The 15,526-nt window shown below is 70.6% G+C and carries 18 protein-coding genes; 11 read left to right on the plus strand and 7 right to left on the minus strand.

Features of this window, described 5'->3' with window-relative positions:
* Positions 1-3: 3 nt before the first annotated feature.
* The 3 genes from ACNI14_RS10525 to ACNI14_RS10535 are packed head-to-tail and all read right to left on the minus strand — an operon-like array spanning position 4 to position 2,842.
* On the minus strand, positions 4-1,044 hold the full coding sequence (locus ACNI14_RS10525) for a DUF8320 family protein (RefSeq protein ID WP_420519980.1): 1,041 nt from the start codon (positions 1,042-1,044) through the stop codon (positions 4-6).
* Complete coding sequence (locus ACNI14_RS10530) at positions 1,041-2,213, minus strand: sensor histidine kinase (RefSeq protein WP_420519981.1); 1,173 nt, start codon at positions 2,211-2,213, stop codon at positions 1,041-1,043. Before ACNI14_RS10530 ends, ACNI14_RS10525 begins: the two co-directional genes overlap by 4 nt.
* Positions 2,210-2,842 (minus strand): response regulator transcription factor, encoded by a 633-nt coding sequence (locus ACNI14_RS10535; RefSeq protein WP_420519982.1) that lies wholly within the window; start codon positions 2,840-2,842, stop codon positions 2,210-2,212. Before ACNI14_RS10535 ends, ACNI14_RS10530 begins: the two co-directional genes overlap by 4 nt.
* A gap of 208 nt (positions 2,843-3,050) precedes the next feature.
* Between ACNI14_RS10535 and ACNI14_RS10540 the strand changes: the two genes are divergently transcribed.
* The gene (locus ACNI14_RS10540; protein ID WP_420519983.1) at positions 3,051-3,635 is read left to right on the plus strand and encodes a variant leucine-rich repeat-containing protein; all 585 of its coding nucleotides are present in this window, start codon (positions 3,051-3,053) and stop codon (positions 3,633-3,635) included.
* Positions 3,636-3,674: 39 nt separating this feature from the next.
* Here the strand turns inward: ACNI14_RS10540 and ACNI14_RS10545 are convergent, their stop codons facing one another.
* Both ACNI14_RS10545 and ACNI14_RS10550 read right to left on the minus strand, forming a co-directional pair.
* Positions 3,675-4,337, minus strand: coding sequence for a septum formation family protein (locus ACNI14_RS10545; protein WP_420519984.1), 663 nt, complete (start codon positions 4,335-4,337; stop codon positions 3,675-3,677).
* Positions 4,334-5,125 (minus strand): exodeoxyribonuclease III, encoded by a 792-nt coding sequence (locus tag ACNI14_RS10550; RefSeq protein WP_420519985.1) that lies wholly within the window; start codon positions 5,123-5,125, stop codon positions 4,334-4,336. The genes ACNI14_RS10545 and ACNI14_RS10550 overlap by 4 nt, the downstream gene beginning before the upstream one ends.
* A gap of 89 nt (positions 5,126-5,214) precedes the next feature.
* Between ACNI14_RS10550 and ACNI14_RS10555 the strand changes: the two genes are divergently transcribed.
* The 8 genes from ACNI14_RS10555 to ACNI14_RS10590 all read left to right on the plus strand — a co-directional run bounded on the left by ACNI14_RS10555 (position 5,215) and on the right by ACNI14_RS10590 (position 12,103).
* Entirely contained in the window at positions 5,215-5,979 is a 765-nt protein-coding gene (locus ACNI14_RS10555; protein WP_420519987.1) for an SDR family NAD(P)-dependent oxidoreductase, read from the plus strand.
* A 60-nt stretch (positions 5,980-6,039) separates the two neighbouring features.
* Positions 6,040-6,606, plus strand: coding sequence for an orotate phosphoribosyltransferase (gene pyrE, locus ACNI14_RS10560; protein WP_420519988.1), 567 nt, complete (start codon positions 6,040-6,042; stop codon positions 6,604-6,606).
* Between the two features lie 53 nt (positions 6,607-6,659).
* On the plus strand, positions 6,660-7,568 hold the full coding sequence (locus ACNI14_RS10565) for a hypothetical protein (protein WP_420519989.1): 909 nt from the start codon (positions 6,660-6,662) through the stop codon (positions 7,566-7,568).
* 100 nt (positions 7,569-7,668) lie between these two features.
* The gene (locus ACNI14_RS10570; protein ID WP_420519990.1) at positions 7,669-8,229 is read left to right on the plus strand and encodes a LemA family protein; all 561 of its coding nucleotides are present in this window, start codon (positions 7,669-7,671) and stop codon (positions 8,227-8,229) included.
* A gap of 3 nt (positions 8,230-8,232) precedes the next feature.
* Positions 8,233-8,868 (plus strand): TrmH family RNA methyltransferase, encoded by a 636-nt coding sequence (locus tag ACNI14_RS10575; protein WP_420519991.1) that lies wholly within the window; start codon positions 8,233-8,235, stop codon positions 8,866-8,868.
* A 54-nt stretch (positions 8,869-8,922) separates the two neighbouring features.
* Positions 8,923-9,585, plus strand: coding sequence for a metal-dependent transcriptional regulator (locus ACNI14_RS10580; RefSeq protein WP_420519993.1), 663 nt, complete (start codon positions 8,923-8,925; stop codon positions 9,583-9,585).
* Between the two features lie 87 nt (positions 9,586-9,672).
* A complete protein-coding gene (fbaA, locus tag ACNI14_RS10585) occupies positions 9,673-10,692 on the plus strand; it encodes a class II fructose-bisphosphate aldolase (protein ID WP_420519994.1) in 1,020 nt (339 codons plus the stop codon).
* Between the two features lie 112 nt (positions 10,693-10,804).
* The gene (locus tag ACNI14_RS10590) at positions 10,805-12,103 is read left to right on the plus strand and encodes an adenylosuccinate synthase (protein ID WP_420519995.1); all 1,299 of its coding nucleotides are present in this window, start codon (positions 10,805-10,807) and stop codon (positions 12,101-12,103) included.
* A gap of 3 nt (positions 12,104-12,106) precedes the next feature.
* Here ACNI14_RS10590 and ACNI14_RS10595 read toward each other — a convergent pair whose 3' ends face one another.
* Positions 12,107-12,433: an ArsR/SmtB family transcription factor gene (locus ACNI14_RS10595; RefSeq protein WP_420519996.1), complete on the minus strand. Its 327-nt coding sequence runs from the start codon at positions 12,431-12,433 to the stop codon at positions 12,107-12,109.
* A 203-nt stretch (positions 12,434-12,636) separates the two neighbouring features.
* On the opposite strand from ACNI14_RS10595, the gene purD reads away from it, so the two are divergent.
* Positions 12,637-13,899 carry a phosphoribosylamine--glycine ligase gene (purD, locus tag ACNI14_RS10600; protein ID WP_420519997.1) on the plus strand — a complete coding sequence of 421 codons (1,263 nt, stop codon included), beginning with the start codon at positions 12,637-12,639 and terminating at the stop codon, positions 13,897-13,899.
* Positions 13,899-14,795 (plus strand): phosphoribosylaminoimidazolesuccinocarboxamide synthase, encoded by an 897-nt coding sequence (locus ACNI14_RS10605; RefSeq protein ID WP_420519998.1) that lies wholly within the window; start codon positions 13,899-13,901, stop codon positions 14,793-14,795. The genes purD and ACNI14_RS10605 overlap by 1 nt, the downstream gene beginning before the upstream one ends.
* On the opposite strand, the gene ACNI14_RS10610 is transcribed toward ACNI14_RS10605, so the two are convergent.
* On the minus strand, positions 14,792-15,520 hold the full coding sequence (locus tag ACNI14_RS10610; protein ID WP_420519999.1) for a trimeric intracellular cation channel family protein: 729 nt from the start codon (positions 15,518-15,520) through the stop codon (positions 14,792-14,794). The genes ACNI14_RS10605 and ACNI14_RS10610 overlap by 4 nt on opposite strands.
* Positions 15,521-15,526: the final 6 nt, after the last annotated feature.

The following is a 15,526-nucleotide window of genomic DNA, read 5'->3' on the forward strand; positions in this document are numbered from 1 at the left end:
CCGCTACTCGGTGGGCGCACCGCTCTCATCCAGCGCGGTGCGCTCCACCAGGTCGCCGTGGGCCGCCACGATGGTCAGCGCGGCCGGGCGGCCGGAGGGGAGCAGTCGAACCGTCACCCGGCCGCCACGAGCGCGCGACAGGGCTTCGACGATGGCGTCGACCATGCGGCCCAGCGCCTCGCCGTCCCCAGGGGCGGTTCCTCGGTCGTCCAGGATGGTGACCTCGACGCCTCGCCGGCGCGCGGCGGAGGCCGCCTCGACGACGGCGGGGACGGCGAGGGAGCGTCCGCGCACGCTGTCGCGCAGCAGGGCCTCCGTCAACGCGAACTCTCGCCGCATGGCGTCGTCGGCTGCGCCGCCCTCCGCGATCCGATGCAGCAGCGGCACCGCCACGTCAGCGAGTTCGGTGACGCGTACGCGCCGCACCTCGCGCGCCGCGTCCGTCGCCGCCGCGTCCGCTGCCGATGCGACGGATCTTTCGTTGAGCGCGTTGATGCGTGCCGACGTGCGCCTCAGGATGAGGGCGAACAGCGTGGCCACGACGAGGATGCCGATGTGAGTGTCGAGCATCGTCGGGCCGGTCAGGGCGCCCCGGCCGGAGTGTGCTCCCCACGCTGCGGTCACGGCCATCATGAGCGCCATGCCGAGCCATGCGAAGCACGCCCGGCGCCTCACCGCGAGGAAGAACAGCAGCCAGGTGTTCGAGCCCAGGTGCCACGTCGCGCGTCCCAGCTCCCCGTCATCGGGCAGCGCCATGGAGACGAGCGCGCTGGAGGCGACCACCGCCGCGATCACGAGGGCGGTGTCGCGGGCCGGGAACGGATCGGGGTGGACCCGCACGAGCAGCACCGACGCCGCGTTCACGATGGCCATGGCGGCGTATGCGGGCCAGTGGTTCTCCAGCACGCCAGCGGTCGCGACGGTGAACACGACGTTCGACACCACGAACAGCACGAGCAGCAGCCGCGCCGGGGTGGTGTCGAGGAACAGCAGCCGGCTCACGTCGGCCCGCTCGATGGGGCCGGTCTCCTTCGCGGCCGTCATCGGCGCGTCCACATCAGAGTGACCCACGTGCCCCGCCCCGGGCGCGAACTGACCGATCCCGCGCCCCCATCGACGGCGGCCATGCGGTCCACGATGCTCACGCGGATCCCCAGCCGGGATGCCGCCACGGAATCCGGGTTGAAGCCGCGTCCGTCGTCTTCGATCGTGACGACCACGGCGTCGTCGTCCAGCACCGCGTTCGCGCGCACCGTCGCGTCGTCTCCCGCGTGGCGGCGTGCGTTGCGCAGCGCCTCGGCGAGCGCCTCGGCCAGGGCCGCCACCGTCGCTCGGGGAACATGCGCAGCCCCGCGGAGCTCGTAGGTGAGGTCGAGGTCCGGGACCACCTCTCCGGCTGTCGCGCGCAGCAGCGCCACCACTTCGCTCGGGGTGTACTCGGCCGGGGCGTCCCTGTCGGGCGCCGCGATCTCGGTGACGGCGTCGAGGGCGCGCTGTGCCTGCACCGCGAGATCAGGAGAGGGGTCGGAGCGTGAGGCCGTGAGCAGGACGGACATGATGTCGTCGTGAACGATGGCGTCGATCCGCCCGAGCTCCTGCTCGCGGGTGCGGCGGCGTGCGTCTATCGACGCCTGCGCCCGAGCGCGTTCGCTCGCCTCGTCCTGGGCGTCCGCCGCACGCACCACTGCGAAGGCCGTGCCGGCCAGGATGGAGCAGAACAGCACCGCGCCGAGACCGTTGAGGACCGCGTCCAGCGCGGGCCCTTCGCTCGCCTGGATCTGCACGAGCGCGACGATCGGGCCCTGCCCCAGCGGCACGGCCCACGCCCATCCGCCGCGCCACGCGACCACGGCGAGAGTGGAGGGCAGCGCGTTGATTCCCTGGAGCCAGGGGTCCCCGTGGTCGGCGAGCATGGGCACCGTCATGGCCGGCACCCACAGCAGCTGTGACGCGATGAATCCGACCACCGACGTGCGGGCGATCATGCGCGCCGCTGGCACGGACAGTCGAGTGATGGCGATCAGCGACAGTGGGAGCAGCACCGCGAACGCGAGCGAGGTGAACCAGAACCAGGGCGCGAGCTGAGCGCGCTGGGCGACGAATCCGCTGGGGCCGCCGAACAGCAGCGCGCCGAACACGATGGCGCCGATTCCCGATGCGGTGTAAACGACGCGCTCCATGCGCGCCCCCGCGGTGTGGATGTCGCGGCTCACTCGAGAATGCCGTCCTCGACGGCGCGGCGGTAGAGGTCGACCCGCGAGGCGGCCGGCCGTCCAACGCTGCTGTACTTGCGGCGGATCGCCTTGACGTAGTCGGTGACGGTGTCGCGGGTGATGCCCAGCGCGGCTGCGACGGACGCCGCCGTCTCTCCCGAGGCGTACATGCTCAGCACGGCCTGTTCGCGCTCCGACAGCCGGGCGTTGGCGAGCTCCGCGTCCGAATCGATCGCGGCCGCCCAGTCCGTGTTGAACACGGCGTCGCCCCGCACGGCCCGCCGGATCGCCGCCAGCAGAGTCGCCGGGTCCGAGGACTTGCGCACCAGCCCGAGCGCTCCCGATCGCGCAGCCGCCTGCACCAGCGTGCGATCCTCCGCGCCGGTGTGGATCAGCACGTACGCGCCGAGGGCGTGGATGGCGGCGATGTTGCGGGCCGGGGTGGATCCGTCGGCCAGTCGCAGGTCGAGCACGACGAGGACGGGCGGCGGAGTGACGGCGGCGAGGTCCGTGACCGAGCCGACGGCGGCGACCAGGTCCAGATCGGGCGCCTGCGAGACCAGGTCCGTGAAGCCACGGGCGATGAGGGCGTGATCCTCCACGAGCGCGATCCGACGCGGCGCCTCCATGCCCAACCCCCTCAGATCGCCTGGTTGACGTGCCCACGATAGCGCCGCCAGCGCGCAGGAGTCCCCATCCGCGCGCCGAGGTTGTTAACCCGATGTTCACCTTTCCCCCCCATAAGCGGGGATGGCGCGCTGCGCGGGCCGGTGTCAGGCTCGTGAGTGAGGTCGGGAGGGCTCAGCTCTTCCCGCCACTCGGCCCGGGAGGGAAGCGATGTACTGGTCGGCGGAGGAGTTCGTCCTGGTCATCACTGCTTTCCTCTTTCTGGCCATCGTGGCGTCCTCGTTCCTTCCGAGGGTGGAACTCACCTCGACGTCACGCGCGACGTTTGCCATCGGCGCCGCAGCGTGTGTCGGGTCCGCCGCACTCTTGGCAAGGATCGAGGACGTCCACTACGCGCCCTTCTTGTGGGCGCTGCCCGCCATCCCCATCGTCGTGATCGCCGTGCTGGCGCGAGACGCGGTGGTGCGGTCGGTCCGGCCCTCGTTGTCCGCCGAGCCCGTGGCCCACGTGCGGCGCGCACCGGCCTTCGTGCCGCCCCCCGAGCAGGCAGCCGTCCGCGACGGACGGGTCCATCAGGTGCTGCGCGAACGTGCTGCCAATCGGCACGCGAGTCCTCAGGAGCTGGCGAGCATTGCGTACGCGCACCCTCAGCTTCGCGCCACGGTCGCAGGCAATCCCTCGGCCCCGGCGAGCCTTCTCGAATGGCTGGCCTCCGTCGGTGACACCGCGGTGCACGCGGCGATCTCTGCGCGCAACCCCGCACCGAACTCGGCGTCGGTCCACGTTCGCACCTGAGCCCGCACAGGGACACAGCGCGGCAGCAGTTCGCGGCCCTTACGCTTCCTGACCGTCGCGGACGGGTTCGTCGTCCTCCACCGCGTCGATGCCTGCGGGGCTGAGCGGCTCCTCGCGAGGTTCGTCGAACACCGCTATGCACAGCGCCACGCGGTCGCCGCGCTCCCAGGATGCCTCGGATGGCGCCCACGCGACCCACGATGCGCCCTCCGGAAGGAGACCGTCGAGCCGGGTGCCGCACATGTCCAACGCGTCCGCAGTCATCTGGTCGTCTCCGGGGTAGGCGAAGAGCTCGAATCGCGCGGAGGTGAACACCTCTCCTCGGTGCGGCTCGTCGCATGCCACGACCGTCGCGTCCACGACCGAGCCGTCGTCGCCCACCTCGTCCAGGCACATCCCCGGCACGATCTGCATGGCGTGGAGGTCGCCCGTCTCGCCGATCTCCGCCTCCGCAAGGCCCCGGTCCGACCACGCGAGCGCGGCGGACCACGAGATGCCGACCAGCAGCGCCACTCCAGCGCCGATCGCGACCCATGCCGCGATCGCGATCCCCTTGCCCGAACGCAGCATGCTGCGCGGGCGCGTGGCCTCTCGCTCCTCGGCGGTGGCGGGGGCGGCAGTGCTCGACGCACGGGCCGCGCCTTGCCGCACCTGGTGCTCTGGAGCGTCGCTCGGACCGGGCGGGGGAGTGAAGTCGCTCATGGCGCGTCGATCTCCGCCACCACGGGCACGTGGTCCGAGGCGCCCTTGCCCTTGCGCTCGTCACGCACGATCGTCACGTCCGTGGTGCGGTCCGCGAGCGCCTGCGAGCCGTAGATGAAGTCGATGCGCATGCCCTCGCCGCGAGGGAAGCGCAGCTGCTTGTAGTCCCAGAATGTGTACGTGTGGGGCTGCGGCAGGTGCCGCCGCGACAGCTCCACATAGCCGGCGTCCGCGAACTGCGCGAGCGCCGCGCGCGCGGCCTCGGTGATGTGGGTCTCCGCCTCGGAGTCCTCCTCGGACCAGATGTCCTCGGGGGTCGGCGCCACATTGAAATCTCCCACCAGAGCTGTCGGCTCGTCTGCCCAGCCGCCAGCGGCCTCCCGCAGCGTGCGCAGGAACTCCAGCTTGTAGGTGTAGTGGGGGTCGCTCAGGCCGCGGCCGTTGGGAACGTACAGGCTCCACACCCTCACGCCTCCGGCCGTGGCGCCGATGGCGCGTGCCTCCACGATCGCGTCCTGACCCGGCTTGCCGAACGCGGGCTGGCCCGGGAACTGCGTCTCGATGTCGGTGAGACCCACGCGGGACGCGATCGCGACCCCGTTCCACTGGTTCAGGCCGTGAATCGCGACCTCATACCCCGCCGCCTCGAACGGTGCGAGCGGGAACTGCTCCGGCTTGCACTTGATCTCCTGCATCGCCAGCACGTCCGTCTCGGAGCGCTCAAGCCAGTCGATCACACGGTCACAGCGGGCACGGATCGAGTTCACGTTCCAGGTGGCGAGGCGCATGCTCCCACGCTACCGGCCGGGATGCGGCCGATGCGCAGGCGTGGCTTGGTCGCGCCTGCGCCGCCTGGGTGCGGCGTACCCTGGGTGACATGGCTACCGCACTGATCACTGGCGCGAGCAGGGGCCTTGGCGAGGAGTTCGCCTGGCAGTTGGCGACCGCACGACACGACGTCGTGCTGGTCGCGCGCGACCGCGACCGTCTATCCGAGCTCGCCGAGACCATCCGCGGAGCGGCAGGGGTCCGCGCCGAGATCCTGGTGGCCGATCTGTCCACCGATGAGGGGCGGCAGGCGGTCGCCGACCGGGTCTCGGACGAGGAGTCGCCGGTGAGCCTGCTGGTGAACAACGCCGGGTATGGGCTCGGCCGGGGCATTCTCACGACGTCCTGGGACGAGGAGAAGGCCGCCCTCGACGTGCTCGTGACCGCGACCCTGCAGCTGTCGCAGGCGGCCGCCAAGTCGATGACCTCGCGCGGGCACGGAGCGATCCTCAATGTCTCCTCGGTCGCCGCCCACCTGTCGAACAGCACGTACGCGGCCCACAAGCGCTGGGTGCGGGACTTCACCGAGGCGCTTGCGGGTCAGCTGCACGGCACGGGGGTCTCCGCCACGGCGCTGGTGCCCGGGCTGGTGCGCACGGAGTTCCACGACGGCCCGGACCTTGAGTACATGAAGAGCGAGTACCCGGACGTCGCATGGCTGTCGTCCGAGAAGGTGGTCGAGGCCGCGCTCGCGGGAGTGCGCCGCAAGGCCATCGTCGTGACGCCGAGCGCGCGGTATGCCGCAGGGGTCGGGCTGCTGCGGATGCTGCCCAGCGCGGCGACGCGCCGCTCGGGCTCGCTCCGACGCGGCTGAGCCGAACCGCTCGCCTCAGCCCGCGCATCGGCACTGCCCGAGCATCGGTACTGTGACCGCATGACTAACGGGACCCCTCGCGAGCAGCTCCGCGACCTCATCACCGACCTGGCCGTGGTGCACGGCCGCATCACGCTCGCCTCCGGCAAGGAGGCGGACTACTACGTCGACCTGCGACGCATCACGCTGCATCACCGTGCGGCTCCGCTCGTGGGTCACGTGCTGCTGGACCACCTCGAGGTGGCCGGGTTCGGGCCGGCGGACATCGACGCCGTGGGCGGCCTCACCCTGGGGGCCGACCCGGTCGCGACGGCCCTGCTGCACGCCGCCGCCTCGCGAGGGCTGGACCTGGACGCGTTCGTGGTCCGCAAGGAGAACAAAGCGCACGGCCTGCAGCGCCGCATCGAGGGCCCCGACATCGCCGGACGCACGGTCGTGGCGGTCGAGGACACGTCGACCACGGGAGGGTCCGTGCTGACAGCGGTCGAGGCCATCCGCGAGGCCGGTGCGACCGTGGCCGCCGTCGCGGTGATCGTGGATCGCGACACCGGCGCGCGCGAGCGCATCGAGGCCGAGGGTCTGCCGTACCTGAGCCTGTTCGGCCTGGAGGACCTGGGCCTGTCCTGACGCGTGGGGCCCACCCCTTCCCGCGCTCCCCGCCCGCGAGTAGTGTGACCGCCATGTTCCGCCGTACGCGAGGGCTCTGGGCGGGGATCGCCGTGGCGGTGATCGTCGTGGCCACAGTCGCGGGCAGCGACGGGTCCGCGTGGCTGATGGCGTTCGGTGCCGCGGCGGTGATCGGCGGCGCGGCGTGGTCGATCCGCGACTTCACTCACGCCCGGCGCATGCACGACGAGTACCAGGAGTTCGCGCTCTCCCACGGATGGGAGTACCTCGCGCGATCCTTCGAGTATGGCTCGCGATTCGCGGCCTATCCCTTTGGCGAGGGGAGTTCCCGCCGCCAGGAGTCCGTGGTGCGCGGCGACTTCAATGGCCAGCGGTGCGCGACGTTCGCCCAGGTGTACGAGGTCGCGAACGATCGCAATTCGCCGCCCACGGTCTACGCCCACCAGGTGACGCTGGCCGAGCTGCCGGTCGCGCTGCCGCGCATCGACATCGTTCCTCAGAACCTACCCGCGACCATCGCCAAGGTGCTCGGCGGTCGTGACCTCGACGTCGAGTCCCACGAGTTCAATCAGCGCTGGCGAGTGCTGTGCGACGACCCTCGCTACGGCCACGCCGTCATCGACCCGCGCATGATCGAGCGACTGCTGTACTCCGACGTCGAGGGGAGGGCCGTGCGGATCGAGGGAGGTGCCGTGTACGTCTGGAACCCCGGGCGCCAGGGGGCGGACGGCCTTGCGCGGAGGCTGGCCGTGGTGTCGGGGATCGCGCGCCGCATTCCCGCTCATGTGATCCGCGAGTACACCGAGTTGGGGTATCGGGTGAGGCGCGGCGACGCGGCGACCCGCCCGCTGGAGGGGCCGTCGTGGGCGACCGAGCCAGGCGCCCTGACCTCGCGCCGCTACACCGGCGTCGGCGTCGACGCGGACGGCGACGGGATCGAGGACTGGCGCCAGCTTCGCTGACTCGCCGCACGGCGGGGTCGGCTGGTCCGCTCCCGTGAACGTCGATAGGCTCGTGGTGCTCGGCGGGCGTGCCCCGTCATCGACCTCAGGGGTATCTGTCATGGAGTGGTTCTTCATCGCGCTCGGCGCGATCATCGTCATCGCCGTGATCTGGGCGATTGCGCAGTACAACGCGCTGGTGCGGCTCCGGAACCTGGTGCAGGAGGCCTGGCGGCAGATCGACGTCGAACTGCAGCGCCGCCATGACCTGATCCCCAACCTGGTCGAGACTGTGAAGGGGTACGCGAAGCACGAGCGGGAGACCCTCGACGCCGTGACCCAGGCCCGTTCGATCGCCGCATCCCCGGGCTCGACGCCGGCGGAGCAGGCGCAGCAGGAGAACGTGCTGACCCAGGCGCTCGGCCGGCTGTTCGCGGTCGCCGAGGCGTACCCGGATCTGAAGGCCGATCAGAACTTCATGCAGCTTCAGCAGGAGCTCACCAACACCGAGGACCGGGTGGCGGCGGCGCGCCGGTTCTACAACGCCAACGTGCGAGCCCTCAACACGAAGACCGAGACGTTCCCCGTCAACGTCATCGCCGGGATGTTCCACTTCACGCGCGAGGAGTACTTCGAGACCGAGGACCCTGCGGCTCGCCAGGCTCCGAATGTCTCGTTCTAGGCGATGACAGCGCTCCCGGAGCCGGGCGTGGGGCCTTATCCGGGGGGAGAGCCCGCGTGGCCCGACGACCCGCGGCTCGACCCGGAACTGCTGCGCGACGGGGACCGCCGCAACGTCGTGGACGCCTACCGATACTGGCGGCATGACGCGATCGTCGCGGATCTCGACCAGCGCCGGCACCCGTTCCACGTCGCGATCGAGAACTGGAGCCACGACTTCAACATCGGGTCCGTGGTGCGCACCGCCAACGCCTTTCTCGCTCGCGAGGTGCACATCGTGGGCCGCCGCCGCTGGAACCGCCGCGGCGCCATGGTGACGGACCGCTACCAGCACGTTCGTCATCACGGCTCCGTCGAGGACTTCGTCGCGTGGGCCGCGGCCGAGGGCCTGCCGGTGATCGGCGTCGACAACCTGCCCGGCTCGGTCCCCCTCGAGACGGCGGCCCTGCCACAGGCGTGCGTGCTGGTGTTCGGCCAGGAGTCGACGGGGCTGTCCGGGCCGATGCGCGAGGCGACGGGATCGACTCTTGCCATCGCGCAGTACGGCTCCACGCGGTCCATCAACGCGGGCGCCGCGGCTGCGATCGCCATGCACGCGTGGGTCGGCCAGCACGCGGACATCGGAGCCGGGCACCTCTGACCGCGGATGACGCCGTCACTATGCTCGAAGGCGACAGTTCACGGAAAGGGCACCATGGCGACCGAGACGACCATCGAGGACTACCTCAAGGCCGTGTGGAACGCGGGCGAGTGGTCCGATTCTCCCGTGACCGTGACGGCCCTGTCCGCACGGCTGGGCCTGTCGCCCTCGTCCGTCTCCGAGATCGTGCGCAAGCTCACCGAGCGCGGCCTCCTCACGCACGAGAGGTACGGAAGCGTCGACCTGACCGATGCGGGGCGCACCATCGCCCTGGCCACGGTCCGCAAGCATCGCCTGATCGAGACCTTCCTGGTCGACTACCTCGGGTACGCGTGGGACGAGGTCCACGATGAGGCGGAGGTGCTCGAGCACGCGGTGTCGGACGAGTTCGTCGAGCGGCTCGCCACGCGGCTGGGAGAGCCCACGCACGACCCCCACGGCGACCCGATCCCGGCGGCCGACGGATCGCTTCCGGCCGAGGAGCAGACCGACCTCGCGTCGGTGTCCGAGGGCGATCGCGTGCGCGTGGCGCGGGTGTCGGACGACGACCCCGCGCTCCTGCGTCACCTGCGCGAGGTCGGGATCGACATCGGCGCCGTGGTCGAGGTGGTGGCGCGACGCTCCTCGGCGGGAACCATCGACCTGTCGATCGGCGACGCCGACGTGACGCTGGGCATCCCGGCCGCGCGGGTGATCCTGACCGAGCACGCCGGTTGACGTTCGGGACCCCCGGCCCATGCCGCCTGTCGGCGAAGTCTGACAGAATGGGTGTCGGTTCAATTCGCACTACTTCAGGAGAGACGTATGGCACTCGCCAACCCAGAGTCCTATAACGCAATGCTCGACGCCGCCAAGAGCGGCTCGTACGCGTTCCCCGCCATCAACATCACGTCGTCGTCGACGATCACCGCAGCCATCCAGGGCTTCGCGGAGGCAGAGTCCGACGGCATCATCCAGGTGTCGGTGGGCGGCGGTCAGTACGCGTCCGGTTCGACCATCAAGGACCAGGTCATCGGCTCGCTTGCGCTCGCCGCCTATGCCCGTGAGGTCGCGGACTCCTATGGCGTCACGATCGCGCTGCACACCGACCACTGCCACCCCGATTACGTCGACTCGTGGCTGCGTCCCCTTCTCGCCGCCTCGACCGAGCGCGTGAAGAACGGCCAGGAGCCCATCTTCCAGTCGCACATGTGGGACGGCTCGCCGGTGCCGATGGACCAGAACCTGTCGCTCGCAGCCGAGCTGCTCGAGCTGTCGCAGGCCGCGAAGACGATCCTCGAGGTCGAGATCGGCGTCGTGGGCGGCGAAGAGGACGGCCACACCGCCGAGATCAACGACAAGCTCTACACGACGACCGAGGACGGTCTCGCGACCATCGAGGCTCTTGGAGCAGGCGAGAAGGGTCGCTACCTGACGGCCCTCACGTTCGGCAACGTGCACGGCTCCTACAAGCCGGGCTCCGTGAAGCTGCGCCCCGAGCTGCTGGGCAAGATCCAGGCCGAGGTCGGCGCCAAGATCGGCAAGGACAAGCCCTTCGACCTCGTGTTCCACGGTGGCTCCGGCTCGACCGCCGAGGAGATCTCGGAGGCCGTCAGCCACGGCGTCATCAAGATGAACGTCGACACCGACACGCAGTACGCGTACACGCGTCCCGTGGTCGACCACATGCTGAAGAACTACGACGGCGTGCTCAAGGTCGACGGCGAGTGGGGCAACAAGAAGGCCTACGACCCGCGCGCCTGGAGCAAGGCCGCCGAGGCCGGCATGGCGGCCCGCGTGGTCGAGGCGTGCCAGCAGCTCGGCTCCGCCGGGAAGAAGATCTGACCGAATCGCGTCAGGTGGAGCCCCGGGAGTCGTCAGACGCCCGGGGCTCCACTACGTAAGTCTCGAGATGTACCAAGCCCCCGGCGGCGTTCCGGGGTGAGGGGAGGGCCACGTGCCCGGTGTAGTGATTGTCGGAGCCCAGTGGGGCGACGAAGGCAAGGGCAAGGCCACGGACGTGCTGGGAAGTCGCGTCGACTATGTGGTGAAGTTCAACGGCGGCAACAACGCGGGTCACACCGTGGTGATCGGCGACCAGAAGTTCGCGCTGCACCTGCTGCCCTCCGGAATCCTCACTCCCGACGTGACGCCCGTGATCGGCAACGGCGTAGTGGTCGACATCTCGGTGCTGTTCACCGAGATCGACGCGCTGATCGAGCGCGGCGTCGATCCCTCCAAGCTGCTCATCTCCAACGCTGCCCACGTCATCGCGCCCTACGCGCGCACGCTCGACAACGTCACCGAGCGGTTCCTGGGCAAGCGCAAGATCGGCACCACCGGCCGGGGCATCGGTCCCGCGTATGCCGACAAGATCAACCGCCTTGGCATTCGCATGGGCGACCTCTTCGACGAGCAGCTGCTGCGCGACAAGATCGAGGGCGCCCTCGAGCAGAAGAACCACCTGCTCGTAAAGGTGTACAACCGCCGCGCCATCGAGGTCGACGAGGTCGCGGACGAACTGCTGCAGTACCGCGACCGGTTGGCGCCGATGGTCACGGACACGTCGCTGGTGCTCAACCAGGCGCTCGACCGCGGCGAGACCGTGCTCTTCGAGGGCGGCCAGGCGACCATGCTCGACGTCGACCACGGCACGTACCCCTTCGTCACCAGCTCGAACGCGACCGCGGGCGGCGCCTCGACCGGATCGGGCGTGGGTCCCACCCGGATCGACTCGGTGATCGGCATCGTCAAGGCCTACACGACTCGCGTGGGCGAGGGGCCGATGCCCACGGAGCTCTTCGACGCCGACGGCGAACACTTGGCTCAGGTGGGGCACGAGTTTGGCACCACGACCGGGCGCCCGCGCCGATGCGGGTGGTACGACGCGGTCATCGCGCGCTATTCGGCGCGCATCAACGGCCTCACCGACTTCGTTCTCACCAAGCTCGACGTGCTCACGGGCCTCGAGCAGATCCCGGTGTGCGTGGCCTACGACGTGGACGGCGTGCGCTACGAGGAGCTGCCGCAGGACCAGGCCGCCTTCGCCGCCGCGACCCCGGTGTACGAGTACCTGCCCGGCTGGACCGAGGACATCTCCGCCGCGCGCGAGTTCGCGGACCTGCCGCAGACCGCTCAGGACTACGTGCTGGCGCTCGAGAAGGTGTCGAACTGCCGCATCAGCGCGATCGGCGTGGGCCCGGGCCGCGACGAGATCATCGTCAACCACGACCTGCTGCACGCCCGCGGCGAATAGGCCTCAGTTGAGCCGCGCGGATCGTTCGAGCCGCGCGAGCCACTCGACCAACAGGTCCGTTCCGCCCGGCCGCAGCTCGTAGGTGCGCCACGGCCCGTCTGGGGAGACATGGACGAGCCCGGCTTTCGCGAGCACCTGGAGGTGCTGCGATCCGCGCTTGGCTGAGATGCCAAAGTTCACGGCGGCCGATGCGGCGAGGTCGCCGGCGGTCGCCTCACCCTCGGCGAGCAGGTCGAGCAGGAAGCGGCGCACCGGGTCGGCGAGCGCCTTCAGCGTCCGATGCAGGTCGGCGGCGCGCTCGAGCTGGTCCCCCATGGCGTCGAGGCTCATCGAGGCCTGCTCTCTCGCCGGGCGGGCATGCGCGTTTCAGCCATTCCAAGAAATCCTAGAATGCGGAAAACGCGCATGCCTTCCCCCCGGGCGTGCTGGGGAGGACGTGGTTCCGTGAGGCCATCTGGCCGCAGGAGGGCTTGCGCCACCCAACCTCGCGGTCGCCGCATCTCGCATGCGCCGGCGTCGATAGACTCGCTCGCGTGAAGGTACTGATCGTCGGCTCGGGGGCCCGTGAGCACGCGCTCGCCCGCTCCCTCCACCAAGACCCTGAGGTCGAGGAGCTGCACGCGGTCCCGGGAAACCCCGGGATCGGCCAGCTCGCGACCCTGCACTCGCAGGACCCGAATGACGGCGTCGCCATCGCCGCGCTCGCCGTGAATGTGCGGGCGGACCTGGTGGTGGTCGGGCCCGAGGCGCCGCTCGTCGCCGGTGTGGCCGATGCGGTGCGGGAGGTGGGCATCCCGTGCTTCGGGCCCACCGCGCAGGCTGCGATGCTCGAGGGTTCGAAGGCCTTCGCCAAGGAGATCATGGCCGCCGCGGGCGTCCCCACGGCCGAGCCGCGCGTGTGCCGCACGCGAGAGGAGCTCGCCGCGGCGCTGGGTGAGTTCGGCGCGCCCTACGTGGTGAAGGACGACGGGCTGGCTGCGGGCAAGGGCGTGGTCGTGACCGACGACCTCTCGGAGGCGGCCGAGCACGGCGCCGCCATCCTGGACCTCGGCGGCGTGATCGTGGTCGAGGAGTTCCTCGACGGCCCGGAGGTGTCGCTGTTCTGCCTGTGCGACGGGTCCACGGTGGTCCCGCTCCAGCCCGCGCAGGACTTCAAGCGCGCCTACGACGGCGATGCCGGGCTCAACACCGGCGGCATGGGCGCGTACTCGCCGCTGCCGTGGGCCCCGCCTGGCCTGGTCGACGAGGTGGTGAGCACCGTCGCCCAGCCGACCATCGACGAGATGGCGAGCCGCGGCACGCCGTTCCAGGGAGTCCTGTACTGCGGGCTCGCGCTGACGAGCAAGGGCATGCGCGTGGTCGAGTTCAACGCGCGGTTCGGCGACCCCGAGACGCAGTCGGTGCTCGCGCGTCTCGCGACTCCGCTGGGCGCAGTGCTGCTCGCGGCGGCGGAGGGTCGCCTCGCCGAGATCCCACCGTTGGAGTGGCGCGACGACGCCGCGGTCACGGTGGTGCTCGCGGCTCATGGCTACCCCGAGAGCGTGCGCAGCGGCGACCCCATCACGGGCACCGACGCCGCCGAGGAGGTGGGCGGCGCCCACGTCCTGCACGCTGGCACGGCGTGGGACGAGGACGGCAACCTGGTCGCCGCGGGCGGCCGTGTGCTGTCCGTGATCGGCACGGGCGCGACTCTTGCCGATGCCAGGGGGACGGCGTACGAGGCCCTTGACCGCATCGGCCTTCCTGGCTCGCACCACCGCAACGACATCGCTCTGGCTGCGGCGGCGGAGGCCTGATGCCAGGCCACGTCAGCGAGCCCACCGCGCCCGCATTGCCGGGCTGGCGGCACGTGTACTCGGGCAAGGTCCGCGACCTCTACGAGCCCACGGCGCCGCACCCGCGCGGTGACGTGGTGCTGGTGGTGGCGAGCGACCGGATCAGCGCATACGACTGGGTGCTGCCCACGGAGATCCCGGGCAAGGGCGGCGTGCTCACCGCGCTGTCCTTGTGGTGGTTCGACCAGATGAGCGACATCGTGCCTGATCACACCATCGAGGCGCCGGTGCCGGATGAGGTCGCGGGGCGCGCGATGGTGTGCCGGCGGCTCGACATGTTCCCCGTGGAGTGCGTGGCGCGCGGGTACCTGACCGGCTCGGGGCTGGCGGAGTACCGCGAGTCCGGGACGGTGTGCGGGATCGCGCTGCCGGACGGGCTCGTGGACGGGTCGCGGCTGCCGGAGCCGATCTTCACGCCGGCCACGAAGGCCGACGTGGGCGAGCACGACGAGAACGTGACGTTCGAGGCAGTGGTGGACCGCATCGGCCGCGAGGACGCCGAGGCGCTGCGGGACCTCACCCTCGCGCTGTACGCCCGCGCCCACGAGATCGCAGCGTCGAAGGGCATCATCCTGGCCGACACCAAGGTCGAGTTCGGGCGCGATGCGGACGGCACGATCGTGCTGGGCGACGAGGTGCTGACCCCCGATTCGAGCCGGTTCTGGCCCGCTGACACGTGGGAGCCGGGCCGGGCGCAGCCGAGCTTCGACAAGCAGTTCGTGCGCGACTGGCTGACGTCTCCCGAGTCGGGGTGGGATCGCGGCTCCGACGCGCCGCCGCCCGAGCTGCCCGACGACGTGGTCGAGCGCACGCGCCAGCGGTACCTGGAGGCGTACGACCGCCTCGCCAAGCACTAGCCCGGGCGGTCGGTGGCAGGCTCGTCGGGTTCCTCGTCGTGGGCGTTCAGATCCACCGGCTTGCCGTCGATGGTGGGCACTCCCCACCCGAACTTGAGCGATGCGAGGCGGATCGCGAGCACCACCGCGATCGGCACCCAGATCACGGCGGTGCGGGGCATCTCGAGTGCGATGAGCGTCGCGTAGACAGTCGCGCCGGCGAGTGCCGCGGTCGCGTAGAACTGGCCGTTGCGCAGCACGTCGGGCACGTCGTTGGCGAGCATGTCGCGGATGATGCCGCCGCCCACACCGGTGATGATGCCCATCACCGCTGCCGTGACGGCGCTTGCGCCAGCGTCGGTCGCGATGCCGGTGCCGACTGCGACGAACACCGCGAGTCCCAGCGCATCGGAGACCTGCACGATCCGGTAGCGGCCCAGCCGGTCTGGCGGGTGCCATCGCGCGAGCAGCGCAACCGCCAGCCCGGTCGCAGCGCCCACGAGCAGAAAGCTGGGGCTCTCCATCCAGAACACGGGGACATCGAGCAGCAGATCGCGCAGGGTGCCGCCGCCCACCGCGACCATGCTGGCGAGCACGACGGCGCCCACGAGGTCCATGCGCTTGCGGCCCGCGGCCACGGCTCCCGAGATCGCGAAGGCGACGGTGCCGAGGTACTCCAGCACGGTCTGCAGGGTCTGCAGCGCGGAGTCGATCAGCTCGGGAGCGTCCATCGCGATGTGCAGCACCCCGCA

The organism is Demequina pilifera, from assembly GCF_048814985.1.
Taxonomy (GTDB): Bacteria; Actinomycetota; Actinomycetes; order Actinomycetales; family Demequinaceae; genus Demequina.

Coding starts and splice junctions, on each gene's coding strand:
- ACNI14_RS10525 (WP_420519980.1), bottom strand. CDS start 1,044: ATGACGGCCGCGAAGGAGACCGGCCCCATCGAGCGGGCCGACGTGAGC.
- ACNI14_RS10535 (WP_420519982.1), bottom strand. CDS start 2,842: ATGGAGGCGCCGCGTCGGATCGCGCTCGTGGAGGATCACGCCCTCATC.
- ACNI14_RS10540 (WP_420519983.1), top strand. CDS start 3,051: ATGTACTGGTCGGCGGAGGAGTTCGTCCTGGTCATCACTGCTTTCCTC.
- ACNI14_RS10545 (WP_420519984.1), bottom strand. CDS start 4,337: ATGAGCGACTTCACTCCCCCGCCCGGTCCGAGCGACGCTCCAGAGCAC.
- ACNI14_RS10550 (WP_420519985.1), bottom strand. CDS start 5,125: ATGCGCCTCGCCACCTGGAACGTGAACTCGATCCGTGCCCGCTGTGAC.
- ACNI14_RS10555 (WP_420519987.1), top strand. CDS start 5,215: ATGGCTACCGCACTGATCACTGGCGCGAGCAGGGGCCTTGGCGAGGAG.
- pyrE (WP_420519988.1), top strand. CDS start 6,040: ATGACTAACGGGACCCCTCGCGAGCAGCTCCGCGACCTCATCACCGAC.
- ACNI14_RS10565 (WP_420519989.1), top strand. CDS start 6,660: ATGTTCCGCCGTACGCGAGGGCTCTGGGCGGGGATCGCCGTGGCGGTG.
- ACNI14_RS10570 (WP_420519990.1), top strand. CDS start 7,669: ATGGAGTGGTTCTTCATCGCGCTCGGCGCGATCATCGTCATCGCCGTG.
- ACNI14_RS10575 (WP_420519991.1), top strand. CDS start 8,233: ATGACAGCGCTCCCGGAGCCGGGCGTGGGGCCTTATCCGGGGGGAGAG.
- ACNI14_RS10580 (WP_420519993.1), top strand. CDS start 8,923: ATGGCGACCGAGACGACCATCGAGGACTACCTCAAGGCCGTGTGGAAC.
- fbaA (WP_420519994.1), top strand. CDS start 9,673: ATGGCACTCGCCAACCCAGAGTCCTATAACGCAATGCTCGACGCCGCC.
- ACNI14_RS10595 (WP_420519996.1), bottom strand. CDS start 12,433: ATGAGCCTCGACGCCATGGGGGACCAGCTCGAGCGCGCCGCCGACCTG.
- ACNI14_RS10605 (WP_420519998.1), top strand. CDS start 13,899: ATGCCAGGCCACGTCAGCGAGCCCACCGCGCCCGCATTGCCGGGCTGG.